Annotated in this window: 18 protein-coding genes; 10 read left to right on the forward strand and 8 right to left on the reverse strand. The window is 59.0% G+C overall.

Annotation, left to right across the window (positions count from 1 at the left end):
* Nucleotides 1-14 precede the first annotated feature (14 nt).
* Entirely contained in the window at nt 15-995 is a 981-nt protein-coding gene (locus ACIF4X_RS08250; protein WP_397481717.1) for an aliphatic sulfonate ABC transporter substrate-binding protein, read from the reverse strand.
* A 293-nt stretch (nt 996-1,288) separates the two neighbouring features.
* Between ACIF4X_RS08250 and ACIF4X_RS08255 the strand changes: the two genes are divergently transcribed.
* From ACIF4X_RS08255 to ACIF4X_RS08265, 3 genes are all read left to right on the forward strand, one after another.
* Nucleotides 1,289-2,236, forward strand: a complete 948-nt coding sequence (locus ACIF4X_RS08255; protein WP_397481718.1) for an ABC transporter substrate-binding protein — start codon at nt 1,289-1,291, stop codon at nt 2,234-2,236.
* A gap of 131 nt (nt 2,237-2,367) precedes the next feature.
* Nucleotides 2,368-3,267 carry a polysaccharide deacetylase family protein gene (locus ACIF4X_RS08260; protein WP_397481719.1) on the forward strand — a complete coding sequence of 300 codons (900 nt, stop codon included), beginning with the start codon at nt 2,368-2,370 and terminating at the stop codon, nt 3,265-3,267.
* Nucleotides 3,268-3,378: 111 nt separating this feature from the next.
* Nucleotides 3,379-3,621, forward strand: coding sequence for a DUF1652 domain-containing protein (locus ACIF4X_RS08265; RefSeq protein WP_397481720.1), 243 nt, complete (start codon nt 3,379-3,381; stop codon nt 3,619-3,621).
* 4 nt (nt 3,622-3,625) lie between these two features.
* Here ACIF4X_RS08265 and ACIF4X_RS08270 read toward each other — a convergent pair whose 3' ends face one another.
* Nucleotides 3,626-3,988 (reverse strand): NUDIX hydrolase, encoded by a 363-nt coding sequence (locus ACIF4X_RS08270; RefSeq protein WP_397481721.1) that lies wholly within the window; start codon nt 3,986-3,988, stop codon nt 3,626-3,628.
* A 225-nt stretch (nt 3,989-4,213) separates the two neighbouring features.
* On the opposite strand from ACIF4X_RS08270, the gene ACIF4X_RS08275 reads away from it, so the two are divergent.
* Nucleotides 4,214-4,411 (forward strand): DUF2188 domain-containing protein, encoded by a 198-nt coding sequence (locus ACIF4X_RS08275; RefSeq protein ID WP_397481722.1) that lies wholly within the window; start codon nt 4,214-4,216, stop codon nt 4,409-4,411.
* A gap of 68 nt (nt 4,412-4,479) precedes the next feature.
* On the opposite strand, the gene ACIF4X_RS08280 is transcribed toward ACIF4X_RS08275, so the two are convergent.
* Nucleotides 4,480-4,719, reverse strand: coding sequence for a hypothetical protein (locus tag ACIF4X_RS08280; RefSeq protein WP_397481723.1), 240 nt, complete (start codon nt 4,717-4,719; stop codon nt 4,480-4,482).
* A gap of 184 nt (nt 4,720-4,903) precedes the next feature.
* Here ACIF4X_RS08280 and ACIF4X_RS08285 point away from each other — a divergent pair, with 184 nt between their 5' ends.
* Nucleotides 4,904-5,239, forward strand: coding sequence for a hypothetical protein (locus tag ACIF4X_RS08285; RefSeq protein ID WP_397481724.1), 336 nt, complete (start codon nt 4,904-4,906; stop codon nt 5,237-5,239).
* A 79-nt stretch (nt 5,240-5,318) separates the two neighbouring features.
* Here ACIF4X_RS08285 and ACIF4X_RS08290 read toward each other — a convergent pair whose 3' ends face one another.
* Nucleotides 5,319-5,867: an RrF2 family transcriptional regulator gene (locus tag ACIF4X_RS08290; protein ID WP_397481725.1), complete on the reverse strand. Its 549-nt coding sequence runs from the start codon at nt 5,865-5,867 to the stop codon at nt 5,319-5,321.
* A 292-nt stretch (nt 5,868-6,159) separates the two neighbouring features.
* Here ACIF4X_RS08290 and ACIF4X_RS08295 point away from each other — a divergent pair, with 292 nt between their 5' ends.
* Together ACIF4X_RS08295 and ACIF4X_RS08300 are read left to right on the forward strand one after the other, a co-directional pair.
* Nucleotides 6,160-7,365, forward strand: a complete 1,206-nt coding sequence (locus ACIF4X_RS08295; RefSeq protein WP_397481726.1) for an NAD(P)/FAD-dependent oxidoreductase — start codon at nt 6,160-6,162, stop codon at nt 7,363-7,365.
* Nucleotides 7,366-7,540: 175 nt separating this feature from the next.
* Nucleotides 7,541-8,185, forward strand: a complete 645-nt coding sequence (locus tag ACIF4X_RS08300) for a DUF6338 family protein (RefSeq protein WP_397481727.1) — start codon at nt 7,541-7,543, stop codon at nt 8,183-8,185.
* A gap of 102 nt (nt 8,186-8,287) precedes the next feature.
* Here ACIF4X_RS08300 and ACIF4X_RS08305 read toward each other — a convergent pair whose 3' ends face one another.
* Nucleotides 8,288-9,187: a LysR substrate-binding domain-containing protein gene (locus ACIF4X_RS08305; RefSeq protein ID WP_150652518.1), complete on the reverse strand. Its 900-nt coding sequence runs from the start codon at nt 9,185-9,187 to the stop codon at nt 8,288-8,290.
* A 117-nt stretch (nt 9,188-9,304) separates the two neighbouring features.
* On the opposite strand from ACIF4X_RS08305, the gene ACIF4X_RS08310 reads away from it, so the two are divergent.
* Together ACIF4X_RS08310 and ACIF4X_RS08315 are read left to right on the forward strand one after the other, a co-directional pair.
* Entirely contained in the window at nt 9,305-10,672 is a 1,368-nt protein-coding gene (locus tag ACIF4X_RS08310) for an MFS transporter (protein ID WP_397481728.1), read from the forward strand.
* 30 nt (nt 10,673-10,702) lie between these two features.
* Nucleotides 10,703-11,977 (forward strand): glucarate dehydratase family protein, encoded by a 1,275-nt coding sequence (locus ACIF4X_RS08315; RefSeq protein WP_397481729.1) that lies wholly within the window; start codon nt 10,703-10,705, stop codon nt 11,975-11,977.
* Between the two features lie 103 nt (nt 11,978-12,080).
* Here ACIF4X_RS08315 and ACIF4X_RS08320 read toward each other — a convergent pair whose 3' ends face one another.
* Complete coding sequence (locus ACIF4X_RS08320) at nt 12,081-12,965, reverse strand: LysR substrate-binding domain-containing protein (RefSeq protein ID WP_397481730.1); 885 nt, start codon at nt 12,963-12,965, stop codon at nt 12,081-12,083.
* Nucleotides 12,966-13,122: 157 nt separating this feature from the next.
* On the opposite strand from ACIF4X_RS08320, the gene ACIF4X_RS08325 reads away from it, so the two are divergent.
* Nucleotides 13,123-16,149: an FAD-binding and (Fe-S)-binding domain-containing protein gene (locus tag ACIF4X_RS08325; protein WP_397481731.1), complete on the forward strand. Its 3,027-nt coding sequence runs from the start codon at nt 13,123-13,125 to the stop codon at nt 16,147-16,149.
* Here ACIF4X_RS08325 and ACIF4X_RS08330 read toward each other — a convergent pair.
* Together ACIF4X_RS08330 and ACIF4X_RS08335 are read right to left on the reverse strand one after the other, a co-directional pair.
* Complete coding sequence (locus ACIF4X_RS08330; RefSeq protein ID WP_397481732.1) at nt 16,082-16,768, reverse strand: paraquat-inducible protein A; 687 nt, start codon at nt 16,766-16,768, stop codon at nt 16,082-16,084. The genes ACIF4X_RS08325 and ACIF4X_RS08330 overlap by 68 nt on opposite strands.
* Nucleotides 16,765-17,361 (reverse strand): paraquat-inducible protein A, encoded by a 597-nt coding sequence (locus tag ACIF4X_RS08335; protein ID WP_397481733.1) that lies wholly within the window; start codon nt 17,359-17,361, stop codon nt 16,765-16,767. The genes ACIF4X_RS08330 and ACIF4X_RS08335 overlap by 4 nt, the downstream gene beginning before the upstream one ends.
* Nucleotides 17,362-17,380: the final 19 nt, after the last annotated feature.

Raw genomic sequence — 17,380 nt, forward strand, 5'->3', positions numbered from 1 at the left:
GTGAGACTGATCGGTTACTGGTGGGCGACGGCTTGCTGCACGCCGCTGTCGAGCAATTGATCGATGACTTGATCGACATTCACCCCACGGCGCACCAGTTCCTCGGAGACCAGAATCGGCGCCGCTGTCTTGGAGGCGCTGATGTCCTGGTGAGTGAGTTGCGGGCTGCTCAGGTCGGTGCGTGACAGTTGCAGCTTGGCCACGTCGAGCGGCAAGCCGGACTCCTTGGCGAGCAGGGCGGCGAATTCATCGGGGTTTTTCAAGGCCCAGTCGCGGGCCTGTTCGTAAGCTTTGATGACGGTGTCGATGGTCTGCGGATGTTCTTTGGCGTACTGCTCGGTGACGCTGACTACGCCGTAGCTGTTGAACGCCGGGTTGCGATAGAGCAGGCGCGAACCGGCCTGCACCTGACTGGCGGCCATATGCGGATCGAGTCCGGCCCAGGCGTCGACATCGCCCTTTTCCAGCGCGGTGCGGCCATCTGGATGTTGCAGATGAACCAGTTCAACATCGTCTTTTTTCAGGCCGGCCTGTTGCAGGCTACGCAGGGTGAACAGGTAAGGGTCGGTGCCTTTGGTGGCGGCGATTTTTTTGCCCTTGAGGTCGGCGACGGTCTGATATGGCGAATCCTTGCGCACCACCAATGCTGTCCATTCGGCACGGCTGTAGACATAGACCGATTTGATCGGGCTGCCGTTGGCGCGACTCAGCACAGCGGCGAGGCTGGCGCTGGAAGCGAAATCCACGCCGCCACTGTTCAGGTATTCCAGCGAGCGGTTGCTGCCCTGGCTCAGTACCCAGCTGACTTTGGTTTGCGGCAAGGCTTTTTCGAGGTAGCCGAAGTGCTTGAGCACCAGGCTGACTGGCGAGTAATAGGCGTAGTCGAGATGCACCACTGCCGGCGCGGTTTCAGCCGCGTGGGCGAGCGGTTGCAGGCTCAGTGCCACTGCGCTGGCAGCCAGCAGGGTTTTAAGTCGAGGAAAGAAAGATGTCATGGGGCGCTCCGGCAAAGGCACAGGTTTCTTATGTCCAAAAAGATATTTTTATCGAATGCTTCCTGCATGAATGGAATATTGCAGGCTCTGTGCCATGTACTTGAAAGCGCCGTTTCATAAGGCTTTCAAGGCTTGGTAGCCGTTTTCAGCTGTTGCGTGGACAACAGTGTGATTCGCCACTGTTGCCAAGCGAACAGCAGGTATCAACTGTGATGAGCTTATGCATTTATCGAATTTAAAATCCATGAATCAACAGCGTTATGGTCTATGCAATTACCTTTGCAGGACTCGCCATGAAGCTTTCACGTTTCCTACGCAGTGCGTTAATCACTGCACTATTCACCACGCCACTTTCTTACGCAGCCGAGCCATTGGTCCTGCATGTCGGCGATCAGAACTACTACAACATTCGTGCCTCGGTGGAGGCGTCCGGTGTGTTGAAAGACGCACCGTATACCGTCGACTGGAAACACTTCCAGGCCGCAGCGCCCTTGGCGGAAGCCCTGCAGACCGGTTCGCTGGATCTGGGCTTCCTCGGTGATTCCGGCTTTTTGTTTTTGGCCGCCAAGCAGGCGCCGGTAAAGTTGATCGGCGTTTCGCGGCAAAACCCGGACACCATCGCGCTGTTGGTGCCAAAGGATTCGCCGGTAAAAACCATCGCCGATCTGAAGGGCAAAAAAGTCGCCTACTGGCCCGGTGCCTGGAGTCAGCAGTTGACCTTGCGCGCTCTGGAGCAGGGCGGACTGCCGGAAAACTACGTTGACTTCGTCAAGTTGATGCCGATCGATGCCGCCGCAGCCTTGCCACAGGGCAGCATTGACGCTTTCCCGGTGTGGGAGCCGTACATTTCCCAGCAGATCGTATTCTCCGGCGCGCGGCCGATCCTGACCGCAAAGAACCTGATGCCGGGGCTCAGTGCAATCGCTGCGTCCACGCCGTCCATCGACAGCAAACGTGCGGCCATTGCCGATTTTCTCGGTCGTTTGAAACAGGCTCGGGCATGGGTTGATAGTCATACGGATGAATACGCCGATCTATGGGCAAAGAAAGCCAATCTCGATCAGCAGGTGTCGCGTCACTGGTTGCGTCAGGCGCACATGACGGTCGGACCGGTGGACCAGCAAGCCGCTGCGGACCTGCAAAGCACTGCCGACTTCTTGTTCAAAGTGAAAGCGCTGCCGGCTCCGTTGGCCACCGCTGGAATTATCGACACGTCTTTTCAACAGGCATTGACGCACTGAACGAGCGCCGGAACCAAACCCTGTGTACCTTATCCAACCTCCGCTCGCGGATCGGAGCGCAGGGATGGATAGGGGCGAGGGAGTTTTGCCAATCGACCACATGACGGCAGTCGCCGTGCTCAAGGCAAAACATGACATCCGGATTCAAACTTCTTTGTGCCGCGCTGATTGCTCTCGGACTGGCCGGTTGTATCGCCACCCCGATAGAAATGACCGCGCAAACCGAAACGCGCCTGAAGTCGCAAGCGCCGGTGCGCTTTCTGTTGACGTTCGACGACGGTCCCAGCGCTTCGGGTTTCTGGAATCCGTCGGCCACGGTACTCGACAGTCTCAAGGACAATCCGCTGATGCCCAATATCAAAGCGGTGTTCTTCGTGCAGACGCGCGCGCCACGAGCAGGCAACAGTGACATTGGCCGCGCCATCATGCGTCGCGAGCATGAAGAGGGGCACATACTCGCGTTTCACACGGCCACCCACTGGCACACCAATCATCGCTCGCTCGACCCGCAAGAACTCGAAGAGTCACTGACCAACGGCACGGCTGACATCGCAGCCATCACCGGGGCGCCGCCGACCTTGCTGCGCCCGCCGTTCTGGAACTACGACAAACGCACCTTCGCCGCCTATCAGCAGCACGGTTTGCACGTATTGCTGACGGATTTAAGCGCCAACGACGGCAAGATCTGGGGCTTCAATGCCAGCCCGCGCCGTCGGGCAAACATGCTGCGACAGTTATCGGAAGTCCGTGAGCGAATCGCCCTTGGCGAGTTGCCAACCGTGGACGGGGTCATCCCGGTCGTGGTGACGTTTCATGATCTCAACCGCTATACCGCGCGGCACACCCGCGAATACCTGCAGATTCTGCTGGACAGTGCCGCTGCCACAGGTGTGAAACTGGCGGACGAGCCTTTTTATGATAATCACGCTGAACTTGAGAAAGCTGCGCTGGCGCGTACCGTGGAGAACAGTTCGGAGTCGGTGAATTTGCCGGGGATGTGGAACTGGATCTGGGACCATGACGCGCATTGACGGCGTGCCTGAAAGTTGTGACCTGGTTGGCATTTTTGTGTCGAGCGGGACACACATTGCTCATCTATGCTCAACGAGTCGACCGACCCACCGCCTGCGAGGCGTTCAGCCATGCTTGCCATTACCGATATTTGCCGGATTGTCGAATCCGGCTTTCCTGCGTTCAAGTGCGATTGCATTCCAAGCACGCAGGGGCTATTGCAAATCAAGGTATATGAGCCGGACAGCGGGCGCGTCGAGTTGTTGTTGAATGGCGTTTCCCCGGAACACCTCGTCACGATCCGTGACATTTCCAACTTCATCGGCGAATTACGCACCGAAATGAGCGCCGGCCGCCGAGCGTTCGCGGGCTAACCCCTCATAAACGTCGTTGAAACGCTCGAACGATGCGCAGCGTCGCTTCGCTGGTCTTCAGATTGCCCACTGCATCCAGCGGATGCCAGATGCATTCGGTGATCTCGTTTTGTGGACGCACTTGCTCAAAGTCCTGCACGGACGCTTCGTAGACATGATGCCGCGTGCTGCCGTTCTGCAGTTCCATCAGGTACAACACGTCGTCGGCGTTCAGGCTGGTTTCTTCCTGCAATTCGCGTACGGCGGCCTGCGAGCGGGTTTCTCCGGGCTCGACCTTGCCGCCGGGCAATGTCCAGCGACAGTGGGGTTTGCGCACCAGGAGAATGTGGCGATCCTGCTCGCATATGACGGTTGCACGTACTTTCATCTGTTACCTGTTTACTGCCTGTCACAAAATAGAAATAAAACTGCAATATTTGAGCCGAGGCTCGCGGCAAGGGTTCATTGAAATGTTGAGCGTTGATTACAGCGAAAAGTGCCAGTTCCATGACCGTTGAAGCCTTGCGACACTCGGTCGGCATTTCATGCGGATCGAGGTGTAAGGTAAAAGCGTGAAGCTGGATCTGACCGTTAGCAAAAAATGGAGGTGTCCATGAGCATGCCGATGTTGAACAAGATGCACATGAACGGCTATGACGTGCTTAGCGTGAACAATGGCCCATGGTGGGTTTGCACCCAGGGCGATCGGCTGGCGTCGTTTGGCAGCCGGGAGGAGGCGCTGGCTTATGCCGTCGCACTGCCCGGCTACAAAAAACGCTCGACGCGCGCGCAAAGTCACAAAACCCACTGACTGGCTGGCAGTAACGAAAAAGCCCCGGCATGTGTCGGGGCTTTTGTTTGGGGCCGGGCGGGTGGGTCTCAGTGGACCTTGGTTCGGCTGATGGCGCGGGCTTTCACTTCCCTGGCGTAGAGTTGCAGCCGTTCTTCATCGCTTTGCAGCACCTCGCAGGATCTCAGTACGGTTTGCGCGTCGGCCTCGTTGCCGGATTTGCGCAGTTGGTCCGCGATACGTTTCAGGTCGACTGCCGACCATCTCAAGTCCGATGCAACGCTTTGCAGGTCGCGTTGAAGTTCGTGTTCATATTCATTGAGCCGCATGATCACCTCCAGAACATTCTCGGTAGAAAAGAGTAGTCGCATTTTTCGCTGATGGGGAAAGCCTGTTCATCAGTAAGCCGGGCGGTTGTGAAAAGTTGTGCAGATTGCGCCGAGGGCGCGGTGCCACGATGGATGTACACCCGGTTACGCGCTACATTCACTTTTTTCAGATCAGGAAAACACTATGCGGATATGGATCGGGGGGGTGGCGTTGGCCGTATTGACAGGTTGTTCGTTGCCGGCGTCGTTGGTGCCGGGTGAGCCGAATGTCAGCAAGACCAGCGTCAAAACGCCCAAGGACTATGCCGCGTGTGTATTGCCGTTGTGGCAGCGGGATGTCGCGAAAACTTCGCAGACGTCGATTTCCAACGGCTACCGCATCACCGCGCCGAGCATCATCACGGCAGACGAGGTTCTCGACATCGTCAAATACAAGGATGGCAGCCGGGTCTCGTTGTATCAGGGGCCGCCGTGGGCGAAGTCCGGTTCGTTGCGCCAATCGGTGCGTGACTGCCTGTAGCGGCGCCTGCAGAGACAAAAAAAGCAGAAGCCGGATCAACGGCTTCTGCTTTTTTTTCGACTGTTATCAGGCCAGCCTTTCAGTCTGAAATGTCGGTCAGGGGAATGCTGCCGACGTTGCCCTTTTTCTCCCGCCGGTCCTGAATCCAGTCCTCCACTTGCTGACCGAACTCTTTCGGTGCTTTGCGCCCGACCTTTCTGGCGATGTCGAGAATCGTCTGTTGGGCCAGCGCTTCTTCCATGCGTTGTTGCGCAGTCATCATGGCGGCGTGAATCGAGCACGTGCCGTCGACGGCCCACTCCGGCGCGTTACCTTCAAACAGGGCGCAACGCCCGCGAATGTCGCGGCACTCGAAAATATTCTTGCGCCCGTCGATGGCCTTGACGATGTCGAGCAGGGTGATTTCATCGGCCGGCCGCGCCAGGCTGAATCCGCCGCGCACCCCTTCGGACGCCACCACCAGTTTGCCCTTGGCCAGTTTGGTGAAGATCTTCGCCAGGTACTCCAGCGGTACGCCTTGAAGTTCGGCGAGGTCACGCACGCTGGCCTCGCGAGTATCGCCGCTGTTAGTAACGAGAAACGCCAGGCAATGGATGCCGTATTCGACGCCTGCACTGTAAAGAGACATAGATAAATCCGACTGTATTTGTCGTAAATGCTAACAGCCTGAACTGAACTCGGCAATCGGTCTAATGCGCTGATATGCCATGAAACTGGCTGATTTTCTGATTAGATGAAGATCGGTTGAGGGTGGCGCCGCGTATTAGCTATCGATAAATCCGATTAAAGCTATCGGATAATCTGACTTGTGAGATTTATATCCGACCAATAAAGTCGGCGGTATTGGGTTGGCGAGGGCTGACTCACGACGAACTCGATTTCACCTCTTTCCACCGTTGGGCGTTTTCTGGAGAAACACAATGAAGCAGCAGATTCTGATTATCGGCGCAGGTTTTGGCGGCATGTGGTCGGCGTTGAGCGCTACGCGTCTGGTTGACCAGCAGGGTCGCAACGACGTCGAAATCAGCGTTCTCGCACCGCAAGCCGAGTTGCGCGTACGTCCACGCTTCTATGAGCCGAATGCGCATCAACTGGCCGCCCCGTTGCATGAGCTGTTTGAAGCAGTCGGTGTTCACTTCATCAAAGGCGCGGCTGACACCATCGATGTGGCGGCCAAAACCGTCGGCTACACCGATGCGTCCGGTGCGCAACACCTCTTTCACTACGACAAACTCGTTCTGGCCAGCGGCAGTGGTCTGGCGCAGTCGGCCACGCCGGGTGTTGCGCAATACGCCTTTGATGTCGACCAGATCGAAGCAGCCATTCGCCTCGAAAACCACCTGAAAGCACTGAAAGATCTCCCTGAAACCAAGGCGCGCAATACAGTTGTGGTGGCGGGCGGTGGTTTCACCGGGATTGAAACGGCCACCGAAATGCCGGGGCGACTGCGCGAGATTCTTGGCGAGCAGGCCGACATCAACGTGATCATCGTTGATCGCGGGCAGAAAATCGGCGCGTCGATGGGCGAAGAAATCAGCAAGTCGATCCTCGAAGCCAGCGAAGAACTGGGCGTTGAATGGCGCCTGGACGTGTCTGTGCAATCGGTGGATGCCAGCGGTGTGACGCTTTCGGATGGCCAGCACATCGACGCGAAAACCGTGGTCTGGACCACCGGTGTCCGCGCCAGCTCGCTAACCGAGCAGATCCCCGCCGAGCGCGATAAACAAGGGCGTCTGCACGTCGACGCACACCTGAAAGTCATCGGTCAGGACGACATCTTCGCCACCGGTGATGTCGCTTACGCCGCCACCGACGACATCGGCAACTATGCACTGATGACCTGCCAGCACGCGATTTCGCTGGGGCGTCACGCCGGCAACAACGTCGCTGCGCAGATTCTCGGGATCGACCCGACGCCGTACAGCCAGCCGAAATACGTAACCTGTCTGGACCTCGGTGCCTGGGGCGCGGTGTACACCGAAGGCTGGGATCGTCAGGTGAAGCTGGTCAAGCAGGAAGGCAAAACCCTGAAAACGCAGATCAACACCCAGTGGATCTATCCGCCGGCCGCTGATCGTGTGAGTGCGTTGGCAGCGGCTGATCCGCTGATTCCAGTGGTTGCATAATCCTCGCAGCGTCAATGAATCCCGCTCCTTGAGCGGGATTTTTTTGTCCGCACGAAGGGTGATGGCACGAAATGAACGGTGACAGTTGCGCGCGAGGATTTGCAGTTGGGTGCACTAGGCTTTTGAGGGCTGGTGGATAGTCAGGCCGGTATGACCTTTCAAGGAGCCTCGGATCATGGATGATCTGGTCAAAGAAGTTATTCCGCTGTTGCAGTACTTGATTCCCGGATTTTTGTCAGCGTGGATTTTTTATTCGCTGACGGCGTTCAAGCGACCCGATACGTTCGGGCAGATTGTGCAGGCGCTGATTTTTACGTTTGTGATTCAGGGAGCGGTGTTGGGGATTGGCACTCTGTGTCTTTGGGTGGGTTCGAAAGGATTTTCTGTAGGGAAGTGGGATGCTCGGGCCGAAACCGCTTGGGCTTTTTCGTTTTCTCTGATGCTCGGAATTTTCGCCTGTTATCTGGCCCTCAGCGACAAACTGCATGCAGGGTTACGCCGTAGAAACTTAACGAAACAATCTTCCTACCCAAGTGAATGGTTCTGCGCATTTGCGCAATATCAGCGCTTCATCACACTGCATTTGAATGACGAAAGGCGCGTCCTGGGCTGGCCGGTCGAGTGGCCACGCGAATCAGCCAATGGTCAGTTCGTGATGCAATATCCACGTTGGCTCAACGATGATGGCCAACCGGCATCTTATGGCGCGGAGTTTTTGTTGATAGATTCCGCGAACGTCAAATGGGTTGAGTTCAGCCCATCATCAGAGGGATCCGTATGCCGACTGCCAGAGCACCTCAACTCATACCAAAACATTTAGAGCGCCTTTTCGTCGGGCCGGACGGGAAAATGCTGGAAGTACCGTTGATCAAAGGACCGAGTGCGCCGCCACCCCTGAAACGCCGGAAGGCACGATAAATCCTCAGCCCCACCCCTCAGCCACCGCCCGGCGAATCGCTTCCAGCAACATCGCAAACGCCGGGTTGTCGTTGTTCTCCCGCCAGATCAGATGCAGCTCGCTCTGCACCCCTTCGCCCAGATCGATATCGCGGAACACCACATTCTTGAACACCACACTGGTAGCGCAACGCGGTACCAGCGCCAGACCCATGCCGGCGTTGACCAGAGCCAGAATCGTCAGAGAAGAACCCAGCCACTGTACATAATCCGGCGCGACCCTTGCCGAGCGCAGCATGCCGGTCAGCAGTTCGTTGAAAGGCGGATACGCGGCGTGGGAATACATCAGGAACGGTTGCTTATCCAGATCACTGACCGCCACTTCAGCCGCCGTCGCTAACGGATGTGCGCTCGGCACCGCCAGTACAAACGGCTCGCGCACCAGGCATTCAGTGGCATACCCAGGCTCGAGTAACGGCGCACGGGCGATGCCCAGATCGATGCGGCGCGCGCGCAGGGCTTCGTGCTGCTGGTAAGTGTTCATTTCCGACAGATCGATTTTCACCTGCGGCTGTTTCAGGCGCGCCTCGGCGATGACCTTGGGTAAAAACTCATACACCGCGCTGCCGACAAAACTGATGTTCACCGAACCAATGTCGCCCTCGGCAAACCGCCGGGCGGTGACTGCCGCTTGTTGCGCGCGTTCCAGCAGGTTCTGTGCTTCGATGAAAAAAGCACGGCCAGCGGCGGTCAGCGCGACGCTACGGGTGCTGCGGGTGAACAGCTCGACGCCGAGGTGATGCTCCAGCAACTGGATCTGCCGGCTCAACGGTGGCTGGGTCATGTTCAGTCGCTCGGCGGCGCGGCGAAAGTTGAGCTCGGTGGCGACAGTGGTGAAGCAGCGCAGTTGGGTCAGTTCGAACATTGATCTAATCCGGGTATCAATCGAATGCCAAGTTAGATTAGACGGGATCAATGACCCCGTCCATGATCGGCCCAACGCTTCACGCCATCCCTAAAAAAACAAGATCGGGAGTCGCCCTTGAAAACCCTCCAGAGTCCGCTGGACGTCACGGTTCTCGCCCGTGCCGCCGCCAAGGTCAAGCGCCACGTGCTGCCGCTGTTCGTGGTGATGTTCATCGTCAACTACATCGATCGGGTGAACATCGGTTTCGTACGCAGTCATATGGAAACCGATCTGGGCATCGGCGCGGCGGCTTACGGCCTCGGCGCTGGATTGTTCTTCGTTGGCTACGCGCTGTTCGAAGTACCGTCCAACATGCTTCTGCAGCGCTACGGCGCGCGGGTATGGCTGACCCGGATCATGTTCACCTGGGGGGCGGCCGCCATGGCCATGGCGTTCGTCCGAGGTGAAACAAGTTTCTATGTGCTGCGCTTTATTCTCGGCGCGGCCGAGGCAGGGTTCTTTCCGGGAATCATTTACTACTTCACGCAGTGGCTGCCGGCGTCCGAGCGCGGCAAGACCATGGCGGTGTTTCTTAGCGGTTCGGCGATTGCCTCGGTGATCTCCGGCCCGGTGTCCGGTGCACTGCTGCACATCAGCGGTCTGGGCCTGCATGGCTGGCAGTGGATGTTCCTGATCGAGGGCGCGGCGTCGGTGGTGCTTTGTGGGTTTGTCTGGTTCTGGCTGCAATCGCATCCGCGTCAGGCCAAGTGGCTGAGCGAAGAGGAGCGCGAAGCGCTGGTGGCGGCGATTGCCGAAGAGCAGCGCGCTCGTGAGGCGGTGCAAGTGGCCAAGCCGTCGATGTTCAAGCTGTTGGCGGATCGGCAGATTGCGCTGTTCTGCTTCATCTACTTCTCCATTGCCCTGACCATTTACGGCGCGACGTTCTGGCTGCCGAGCATGATCAAGAAGATGGGCAATCTCGGCGACTTCCAGGTGGGCCTGCTTAATTCGATTCCGTGGATCATTTCGATTGTTGCCATGTACGGCTTCGCGGCAATGGCCGGCAAGTGGAAATTCCAGCAGGCGTGGGTGGCGCTGACGCTGGTGATCGCGGCCATCGGCATGTTCATGTCGACCACTGGCGGGCCGATCTTCGCCTTCGTTGCCATCTGTTTCGCCGCCATCGGCTTCAAGGCTGCGTCGGCGCTGTTCTGGCCGATTCCGCAAAGCTATCTGGATGCGCGTATCGCCGCTGCGGTGATCGCCCTGATCAATTCCATCGGCAACCTCGGCGGCTTCGTCGCGCCGACGGCGTTCGGCTTCCTTGAAGAAACCACTGGCTCCATCGAGGGCGGTCTGTATGGCCTGGCGGCGACGTCGCTGATCGCGGCGGTGGTGATCTTTTTCGCCCGCACGGCGCCAGGAGCCAAAGGCAAAACCCCGGCAAAGCCCCATGACGACACCGCCGTTGTCGCGACGGCCAGCCCGGCCGCGAGCCATTGAATTGATTGTTGATCTATCAGGAGCGTTATCTTGAAAATCACCCGCGTAACTGTGACCCCGATTGCCTTCCGTGATCCGCCGCTGCTCAACGCCAGCGGTATCCACGAACCCTTTGCCTTGCGTTCGATCATCGAAATCGAAAGCGACAACGGCTATATCGGCCTCGGCGAAAGCTATGGCGATGCCCCGGCGCTGGCGATCCAGCAACAGTTGCAGGCGCAATTGATCGGCCTCGACCCGTTCAACCTCAACCAGTTGCGCGCCATCGTGCAGGCCACCGTTGCCGCGAACAAACCTGCCAGCCTCGCTGGCGCTGAACTGGCGCCTGGTTCCCACGCCAGCAAAGCGGTGAGCAATGCCTACTCGGCGTTCGAAGTGGCCTTTCTCGATTTGCAGGCGCATTACTTGAACGTGCCGCTGGTGGATTTGCTCGGTGGTGCGATTCGCGACGAGATACCGTTCAGCGCCTACCTGTTCTTCAAGTACGCGCAGCATGTCGATTCGCCGTACAAACCGGACAACTGGGGCGAGGCGCTCAGCGAGCAGCAGATCGTTGCGCAGGCCGCGCGGATGATCGAGGCCTACGGTTTCAAAAGCATCAAACTCAAGGCCGGCACGTTGCCGCCGGAGCATGAGGTGGCATGCATCAAAGCGCTGAAACAAGCCTTTCCCGGTTACCCGTTGCGCATCGATCCGAACGGCAACTGGTCGCTGGAAACGTCTATTCGCATGGCCGAATTGCTCGGCGATGATTTGCAGTATTACGAAGACCCGACCCCGGGCCTCGACGGCATGGCCGAGTTGCACAAACGCACCGGTCTGCCGTTGGCGACCAATATGGTGGTCACCGATTTCGACGAGTTTCGCCGCAGCATCGCGCAAAACAGCGTGCAGATTGTTCTCGCCGACCACCATTACTGGGGCGGCCTGCGCGATACGCAGACGCTGGCGAAGATGTGCGATGTGTTTGGGCTCGGTGTGTCGATGCATTCCAACTCACACTTGGGCATTAGCCTGATGGCCATGGCACATGTCGCGGCGGCGGTGCCGAATCTGGATTACGCCTGCGATACGCATTACCCGTGGCAGGAGCCGGATGAAGAGGTGATCAAGGGCGGCAAACTGCCGATTGTCGATGGCTGTGTGAAGATCAGCCGGGCGCCGGGGCTCGGGCTGGAACTGGATCATGACCAGTTGGGCAAGCTGCATGATCAGTACCTGACGTGCGGGATTCGCCAGCGTGATGATGTGCGGCAGATGCAGCGCTATAAGCCGGACTGGAAGGCAGTCAAACCACGGTTTTGAGGTTGCCCATGCTGGCCTCTTCGCGAGCAAGCTCGCTCCCACAGGTGAAATGCATTCCAGCGTGTGGGAGCGAGCTTGCTCGCGAAAAGGGGCGACTCATTCTTCAGAGTGTATGCATCAGCCAATCCCGAAACGCTTTCAGCGACGGCAAATTTTCATTACGCGGCGGATACACCAGGTAGTAGCTGCGTCGACTGGTAATCGGCTCGCCCAGTTGCAGCAACTCGCCATTCAGCAACTCATCCTCGACCAGAATCCTCGGCACCAGCCCCACACCGATGTTCGCCCGCACCGCTTGAATCAAGTGCGAGGTCATTTCAAAACTCGGCCCGATGCGCATGCTGCGGTGTGGCAAGCCGTGATGGCTGAACCATTCCGCCCACGCCTGCGCATTGCTGCTGACATTGAGCAGCAGTTGCCCGGCGATTTGCTGTTCGGCGTTATCGCGTTCGGCGGCGGACAGCTGCGCACTGGCGATCACCACCAGTTCTTCCGTGTGCAGGGGCAGGGCGGTCAGCCCCGGCCAGTCACCGCCACCGACACAGATCGCTGCATCGATTTCGCTGGTATCGAAGTCGATTGCTTCGATCCGCGAATGCAAATGTACGGTCATGCCCGGGTGCGCGGTGTAGAAATCCTTGAGGCGTGGCAGCAACCATTTCGAACCGAAGGTCGGCAGCGTCGCCAGGCGCAAGCTGTGAATGCCCGAGCCGAACGCCATGGCCTGCAGCGTCGCACTGCGAATCTGCCCAAGCGCTTCGGCGAGTTCGCGCTGATACATGCGCCCGACATCGGTGAGCACCACTTGCCGGCCTTCGCGGCTGAACAAGCGCATGCCGAGCATTTTCTCGAGAATCTGCACCTGACGGCTGACTGCACTTTGCGTCAGCGACAGTTCGTGAGCGGCGCGGGTGTAGCTTTCGTGACGCGCGGCAGCCTCGAAAGCCAGCAATAACGACATGGAAGGAGTGAGCGTGCGCGGATTCATTCGTAAACGTCATCAATAGCGGGTCGAATTTACGGTTGTCCCGGCGTTCGCCAGCAATGAACATGGGCACCATGAGATGGCGGAGCCTGACGCAATCATTCGTTGCGTACAACTGTTCACCGCCACACGGCCCGATTTGACCGAGATAACCTGACCGATGATTGCCCAGCTGTCCCCCGCAAAAGCCCTGACCAGCGATTACCAGCAGTTCCTCCAAGCCCTGAAAGCCAGCGGTTTTCGCGGTGAGATCAGCGCCGATTACGCCAGTCGCGTGGTGTTGGCGACTGACAACTCGATTTATCAGCGCCTGCCGCAAGCGGCGGTGTTTCCGCTGGATGCCGAGGACGTGGCACGGGTCGCTCGACTGATCGCCGAGCCCGCGTACCAGCAAGTGGTGATCACGCCGCGCGGTGGCGGCACCGGCACCAACGGCCAGTCGCTGACGGACGGCATCGTCGTCGACCTGTCGCGGCACATGAACCGCATCCTCGAAATCAACGTCGAGGAACGCTGGGTGCGGGTGCAGGCCGGGGTGGTCAAGGACCAGCTCAACGCCGCGCTGAAGTCCGCCGGGCTGTTCTTCGCCCCGGAATTGTCGACCTCCAACCGCGCCACCGTCGGCGGCATGATCAACACCGATGCCAGTGGCCAGGGCAGTTGCACCTACGGCAAGACCCGCGACCATGTGCTCGAACTCGACATGATTTTGCGCGGCGGTGAGCGCCTGCACGGCCAGCCACTGGAAGAGAGTGAACTTGAAGCCCTGTGCGCCCGCGAAGATCGCGTCGGCGCAGTCCATCGCTGTGCGCGGCAGATCATTGATGAGCAGGGCGAGCTGATCAAACAACGCTTTCCCGATCTCAACCGCTGCCTGACCGGTTATGACCTTGCGCACCTGCGTGAGGCGGACAATCGCTTTAACCTCAACAGCGTGTTGTGCGGTGCCGAGGGATCGCTGGGTTTTGTGGTCGAAGCGCGGCTGAATGTACTGCCGATTCCCAAGCACACGATGTTGGTGAACATCCGCTACGCCGGGTTCATGGACGCACTGCGCGATGCACGGGCCCTGATGGCGCTCAAACCGTTGTCGATCGAAACCGTCGACTCGAAAGTCTTGCTGCTGGCGATGCAGGACATTGTCTGGCACGGCGTCGCCGAGTATTTCCCGGAAAGTGCCGAGCGGCCGACCTTGGGCATCAATCTGGTGGAGTTTTGCGGCGACGATCCGGAGGATTTGCAGCGCCGGGTCGAGGCGTTCGTCGAGCACTTGAGCAACGACCGCACGGTCGAGCGTCTGGGCCACACGCTGGCGGTCGGTCACGCCGCTGTGAACAAGGTTTACGGCATGCGCAAGCGTGCGGTGGGCCTGCTCGGCAACGTCGCCGGAGAAGCGCGACCGCAGCCGTTTGTCGAAGACACTGCCGTGCCACCGAAGCACCTGGCCGAGTACATCGCCGAGTTGCGCGAGCTGCTCGACAGCCACGGTTTGCAATACGGCATGTTTGGTCACGTCGATGCCGGCGTGCTGCACGTGCGGCCGATTCTCGACATGAAAGATCCGCAGCAAGCGGCATTGGTGCGTCCGGTGTCCGATGGCGTTGCCGCGTTGACTCAACGCTATGGCGGCCTGCTGTGGGGCGAACACGGCAAAGGCCTGCGCTCGGAATATGCCCCGGCGTTTTTCGGTGAGTTGTATCCGGCGCTACAAGCCTTGAAGGCCGCGTTCGACCCGTACAACCAGTTCAACCCGGGCAAGATCGCCACACCGGCCAACACCGGCGCGGCGCTGCTGAAAATCGACGAAGTCACTTTGCGCGGTGAACTCGATCGGCAGATTGACGAAAAAGTCTGGCAGAGCTACGGCGCGGCCATGCATTGCAACGGCAACGGCGCCTGTTACAACTTCGACCCCGACGACGCGATGTGCCCGTCGTGGAAAGCCACCCGCGAACGGGCGCAATCGCCCAAGGGCCGTGCTTCGTTGATCCGCGAGTGGCTGCGTTTGCAGGGCGAGGCGGGCGTCGATGTGTTGTCCGAGGCGATGCGTAAACCGGCGTTTTTCAGCTCGTTGTGGCAGCGCTGGCGTAACAGTCGTTCGGCTTCTGCAGACTTTTCCCATGAAGTCTACGACGCCATGGCCGGTTGCCTGGCGTGCAAATCCTGCGCGGGGCAGTGCCCGGTGAAGGTCAATGTGCCGGAGTTTCGTTCGCGCTTTCTCGAGCTGTATCACAGCCGTTATCTGCGTCCGGCGCGGGATTATCTGATCGCCTCGCTGGAGTACAGCATCCCGCACATGGCGCGGATTCCGGCGCTGTACAACGGTTTGATGGGCGCTTCATTCGTTCGCAACCTGCTGGAACGGGTCGGTGGCATGATCGACGTGCCGTTGCTCAGTCGTTTTGATTTCCATGCGGCGATGCGCCGTTGGCAGGTGCAACCGGCGAAGGTTTCGACGTTGTCGGCGCTGACCGAGGCGCAACGTGAGCGCAGCGTGGTCATCGTGCAGGACGCCTTCACGCGTTACTTCGAAGCGCCGCTGTTGGCCGATCTGATCGAGCTGATTTCGCGCCTCGGCTATCAGGTGTATCTGGCACCGTTCAGCGCCAACGGCAAGCCGTTGCATGTGCAAGGCTTCCTCTCGGCGTTCAACCGCGCAGCGTTGCGCAATGCCCGGCAATTGCGTGAGTTGGCGGATGTGGGCGTGCCGTTGCTGGGCCTCGATCCGGCGATGACGCTGGTGTATCGCCAGGAATATCTGAAGGTGCCGGGCATGGCGCAATGCCCGGAAGTGGCGCTGGTGCAGGAGTGGTTGCTCAAGGTCATGCCGGAGCAGGCGCGGCAGGATAAAACCGCAGCGTTCCGCCTGCTCGCCCATTGCACCGAAAAAACCAACGCCCCGGCCGCCACTCGCCAGTGGGAACAGGTGTTCGAACGCGCAGGATTGAAGCTGGCCACACAAGCCACCGGCTGCTGCGGCATGTCCGGCACTTACGGCCATGAGGCGCGCAATCGCCAAACCTCGGCGGTGATCTACGAGCAGTCGTGGGCCCGTCAAGTAGACGCGCCGGCGAAGAAGGGCGAAGCACTGGCGACCGGTTATTCCTGCCGCAGTCAGGTCAAGCGCCAGTCGGATCAGGCACTGCGTCATCCGCTGCAGGTGCTGCTGGAGGTTCAGCGTCGCTGAGGGATTCGTCCGTGTCCTTGTCCCAGATCAGGCGCGGGTCGAAACTCATCGCCGCGAGCATGGTGAACACCACGACCAGGCCGAAAAACAGAATGCCCGGTCGTGGTTCGATATCGCCCAGCGCCTGAAACTTCACCAATGCTGCGACCAGCGCCACCACCAGCACGTCGAGCATCGACCAATAGCCGATCAGCTCGACGAAGCGGTACAGCTTCGAGCGCTCCTTGCGCGCCCAGGCGCTGTCGCGTTGCACGGTCGTCAGCAGCAATGTCAGGGCGACGAACTTGATCCCTGGCACGGCGATGCTGGCGATGAAAATGATCAGCGCGATGTCCCACGCGCCAGCCTCCCAAAACTCCAGTACGCCACTCATGATCGTGCTGTCGGCGCCATTGCCGAGCATCACCGTATTCATCACCGGCAGCAGATTGGCTGGTACGTAAAACGCCAGAGCGGCGAACATGTAAGCCCAGGTGCGGGTCAGCGAATTGGTCTTGCGCCGGTGCAGCGGCGCATCGCAGCGCGGGCATTCGTGCGGCTCGTCGGTCATGTCGCAAGCCAGCCCGCAGCTGTGGCACAGGCACAGATTGAGTTCGCTGGCGGTCGGTGGTCGCTTCATAGAATGTCCCAGAGGTCGCGGATATCGCGGCCGGCAATGCGGATCATCATCAAGCTCAGCGCGGCCAATGCAAACAGGCCGATGCCGGGCAACACATCGAGCAGCCCGGCGAGTTTGAACACCGCCACCATAGCGCCCAGCAAACATACTTCGAGCATGCTCCATGGGCGCAGGGTTTCCAGCCAGCGCATGCACACCTTGAAGCCCGGTGCACGTTGCCCGCCGAGGGCAAAGCTCAATACCCAGGTCAACAAAACCAGTTGGAACGCCGGGGCAATGATGATCGCGATGGCCGCCACCATGGCGATGAAGGTAATCGGCCCCTGACTCAGCGCCAGCACCGAATCCCACAGCGTGGCGCTGTTTTTCAGACCCTTCATGCTGATGCTCATCACCGGGTAGAAATTGGCAAACAGCCACAGCACCGCCGCCGTGAACGTCAGTGCCAGGCGCTGTTCGACGGTCAAACCGTTGAAGCGCTGCAGTACGCCGCCGCAACGCATGCAGTTGGTTTTCTGATGTTTGGCCAGCACGACTTTTTCGTAAACGCAATCGCAGTGCTCGCAGATGATCAGGTGTTCGGTGTTGACCATGGACAACGCTCGACAGCAG

It is taken from the genome of Pseudomonas sp. NPDC085632 (genome assembly GCF_044541255.1).
GTDB lineage: Bacteria > Pseudomonadota > Gammaproteobacteria > Pseudomonadales > Pseudomonadaceae > Aquipseudomonas.

Excerpts from the sequence above, each read along its gene's own strand:
- ACIF4X_RS08255 (WP_397481718.1), top strand. The coding sequence starts at position 1,289 with ATGAAGCTTTCACGTTTCCTACGCAGTGCGTTAATCACTGCACTATTC.
- ACIF4X_RS08295 (WP_397481726.1), top strand. The coding sequence starts at position 6,160 with ATGAAGCAGCAGATTCTGATTATCGGCGCAGGTTTTGGCGGCATGTGG.
- ACIF4X_RS08285 (WP_397481724.1), top strand. The coding sequence starts at position 4,904 with ATGCGGATATGGATCGGGGGGGTGGCGTTGGCCGTATTGACAGGTTGT.
- ACIF4X_RS08280 (WP_397481723.1), bottom strand. The coding sequence starts at position 4,719 with ATGCGGCTCAATGAATATGAACACGAACTTCAACGCGACCTGCAAAGC.
- ACIF4X_RS08300 (WP_397481727.1), top strand. The coding sequence starts at position 7,541 with ATGGATGATCTGGTCAAAGAAGTTATTCCGCTGTTGCAGTACTTGATT.
- ACIF4X_RS08305 (WP_150652518.1), bottom strand. The coding sequence starts at position 9,187 with ATGTTCGAACTGACCCAACTGCGCTGCTTCACCACTGTCGCCACCGAG.
- ACIF4X_RS08320 (WP_397481730.1), bottom strand. The coding sequence starts at position 12,965 with ATGAATCCGCGCACGCTCACTCCTTCCATGTCGTTATTGCTGGCTTTC.
- ACIF4X_RS08335 (WP_397481733.1), bottom strand. The coding sequence starts at position 17,361 with ATGGTCAACACCGAACACCTGATCATCTGCGAGCACTGCGATTGCGTT.
- ACIF4X_RS08270 (WP_397481721.1), bottom strand. The coding sequence starts at position 3,988 with ATGAAAGTACGTGCAACCGTCATATGCGAGCAGGATCGCCACATTCTC.
- ACIF4X_RS08250 (WP_397481717.1), bottom strand. The coding sequence starts at position 995 with ATGACATCTTTCTTTCCTCGACTTAAAACCCTGCTGGCTGCCAGCGCA.
- ACIF4X_RS08260 (WP_397481719.1), top strand. The coding sequence starts at position 2,368 with ATGACATCCGGATTCAAACTTCTTTGTGCCGCGCTGATTGCTCTCGGA.
- ACIF4X_RS08290 (WP_397481725.1), bottom strand. The coding sequence starts at position 5,867 with ATGTCTCTTTACAGTGCAGGCGTCGAATACGGCATCCATTGCCTGGCG.
- ACIF4X_RS08265 (WP_397481720.1), top strand. The coding sequence starts at position 3,379 with ATGCTTGCCATTACCGATATTTGCCGGATTGTCGAATCCGGCTTTCCT.
- ACIF4X_RS08325 (WP_397481731.1), top strand. The coding sequence starts at position 13,123 with ATGATTGCCCAGCTGTCCCCCGCAAAAGCCCTGACCAGCGATTACCAG.
- ACIF4X_RS08275 (WP_397481722.1), top strand. The coding sequence starts at position 4,214 with ATGAGCATGCCGATGTTGAACAAGATGCACATGAACGGCTATGACGTG.
- ACIF4X_RS08330 (WP_397481732.1), bottom strand. The coding sequence starts at position 16,768 with ATGAAGCGACCACCGACCGCCAGCGAACTCAATCTGTGCCTGTGCCAC.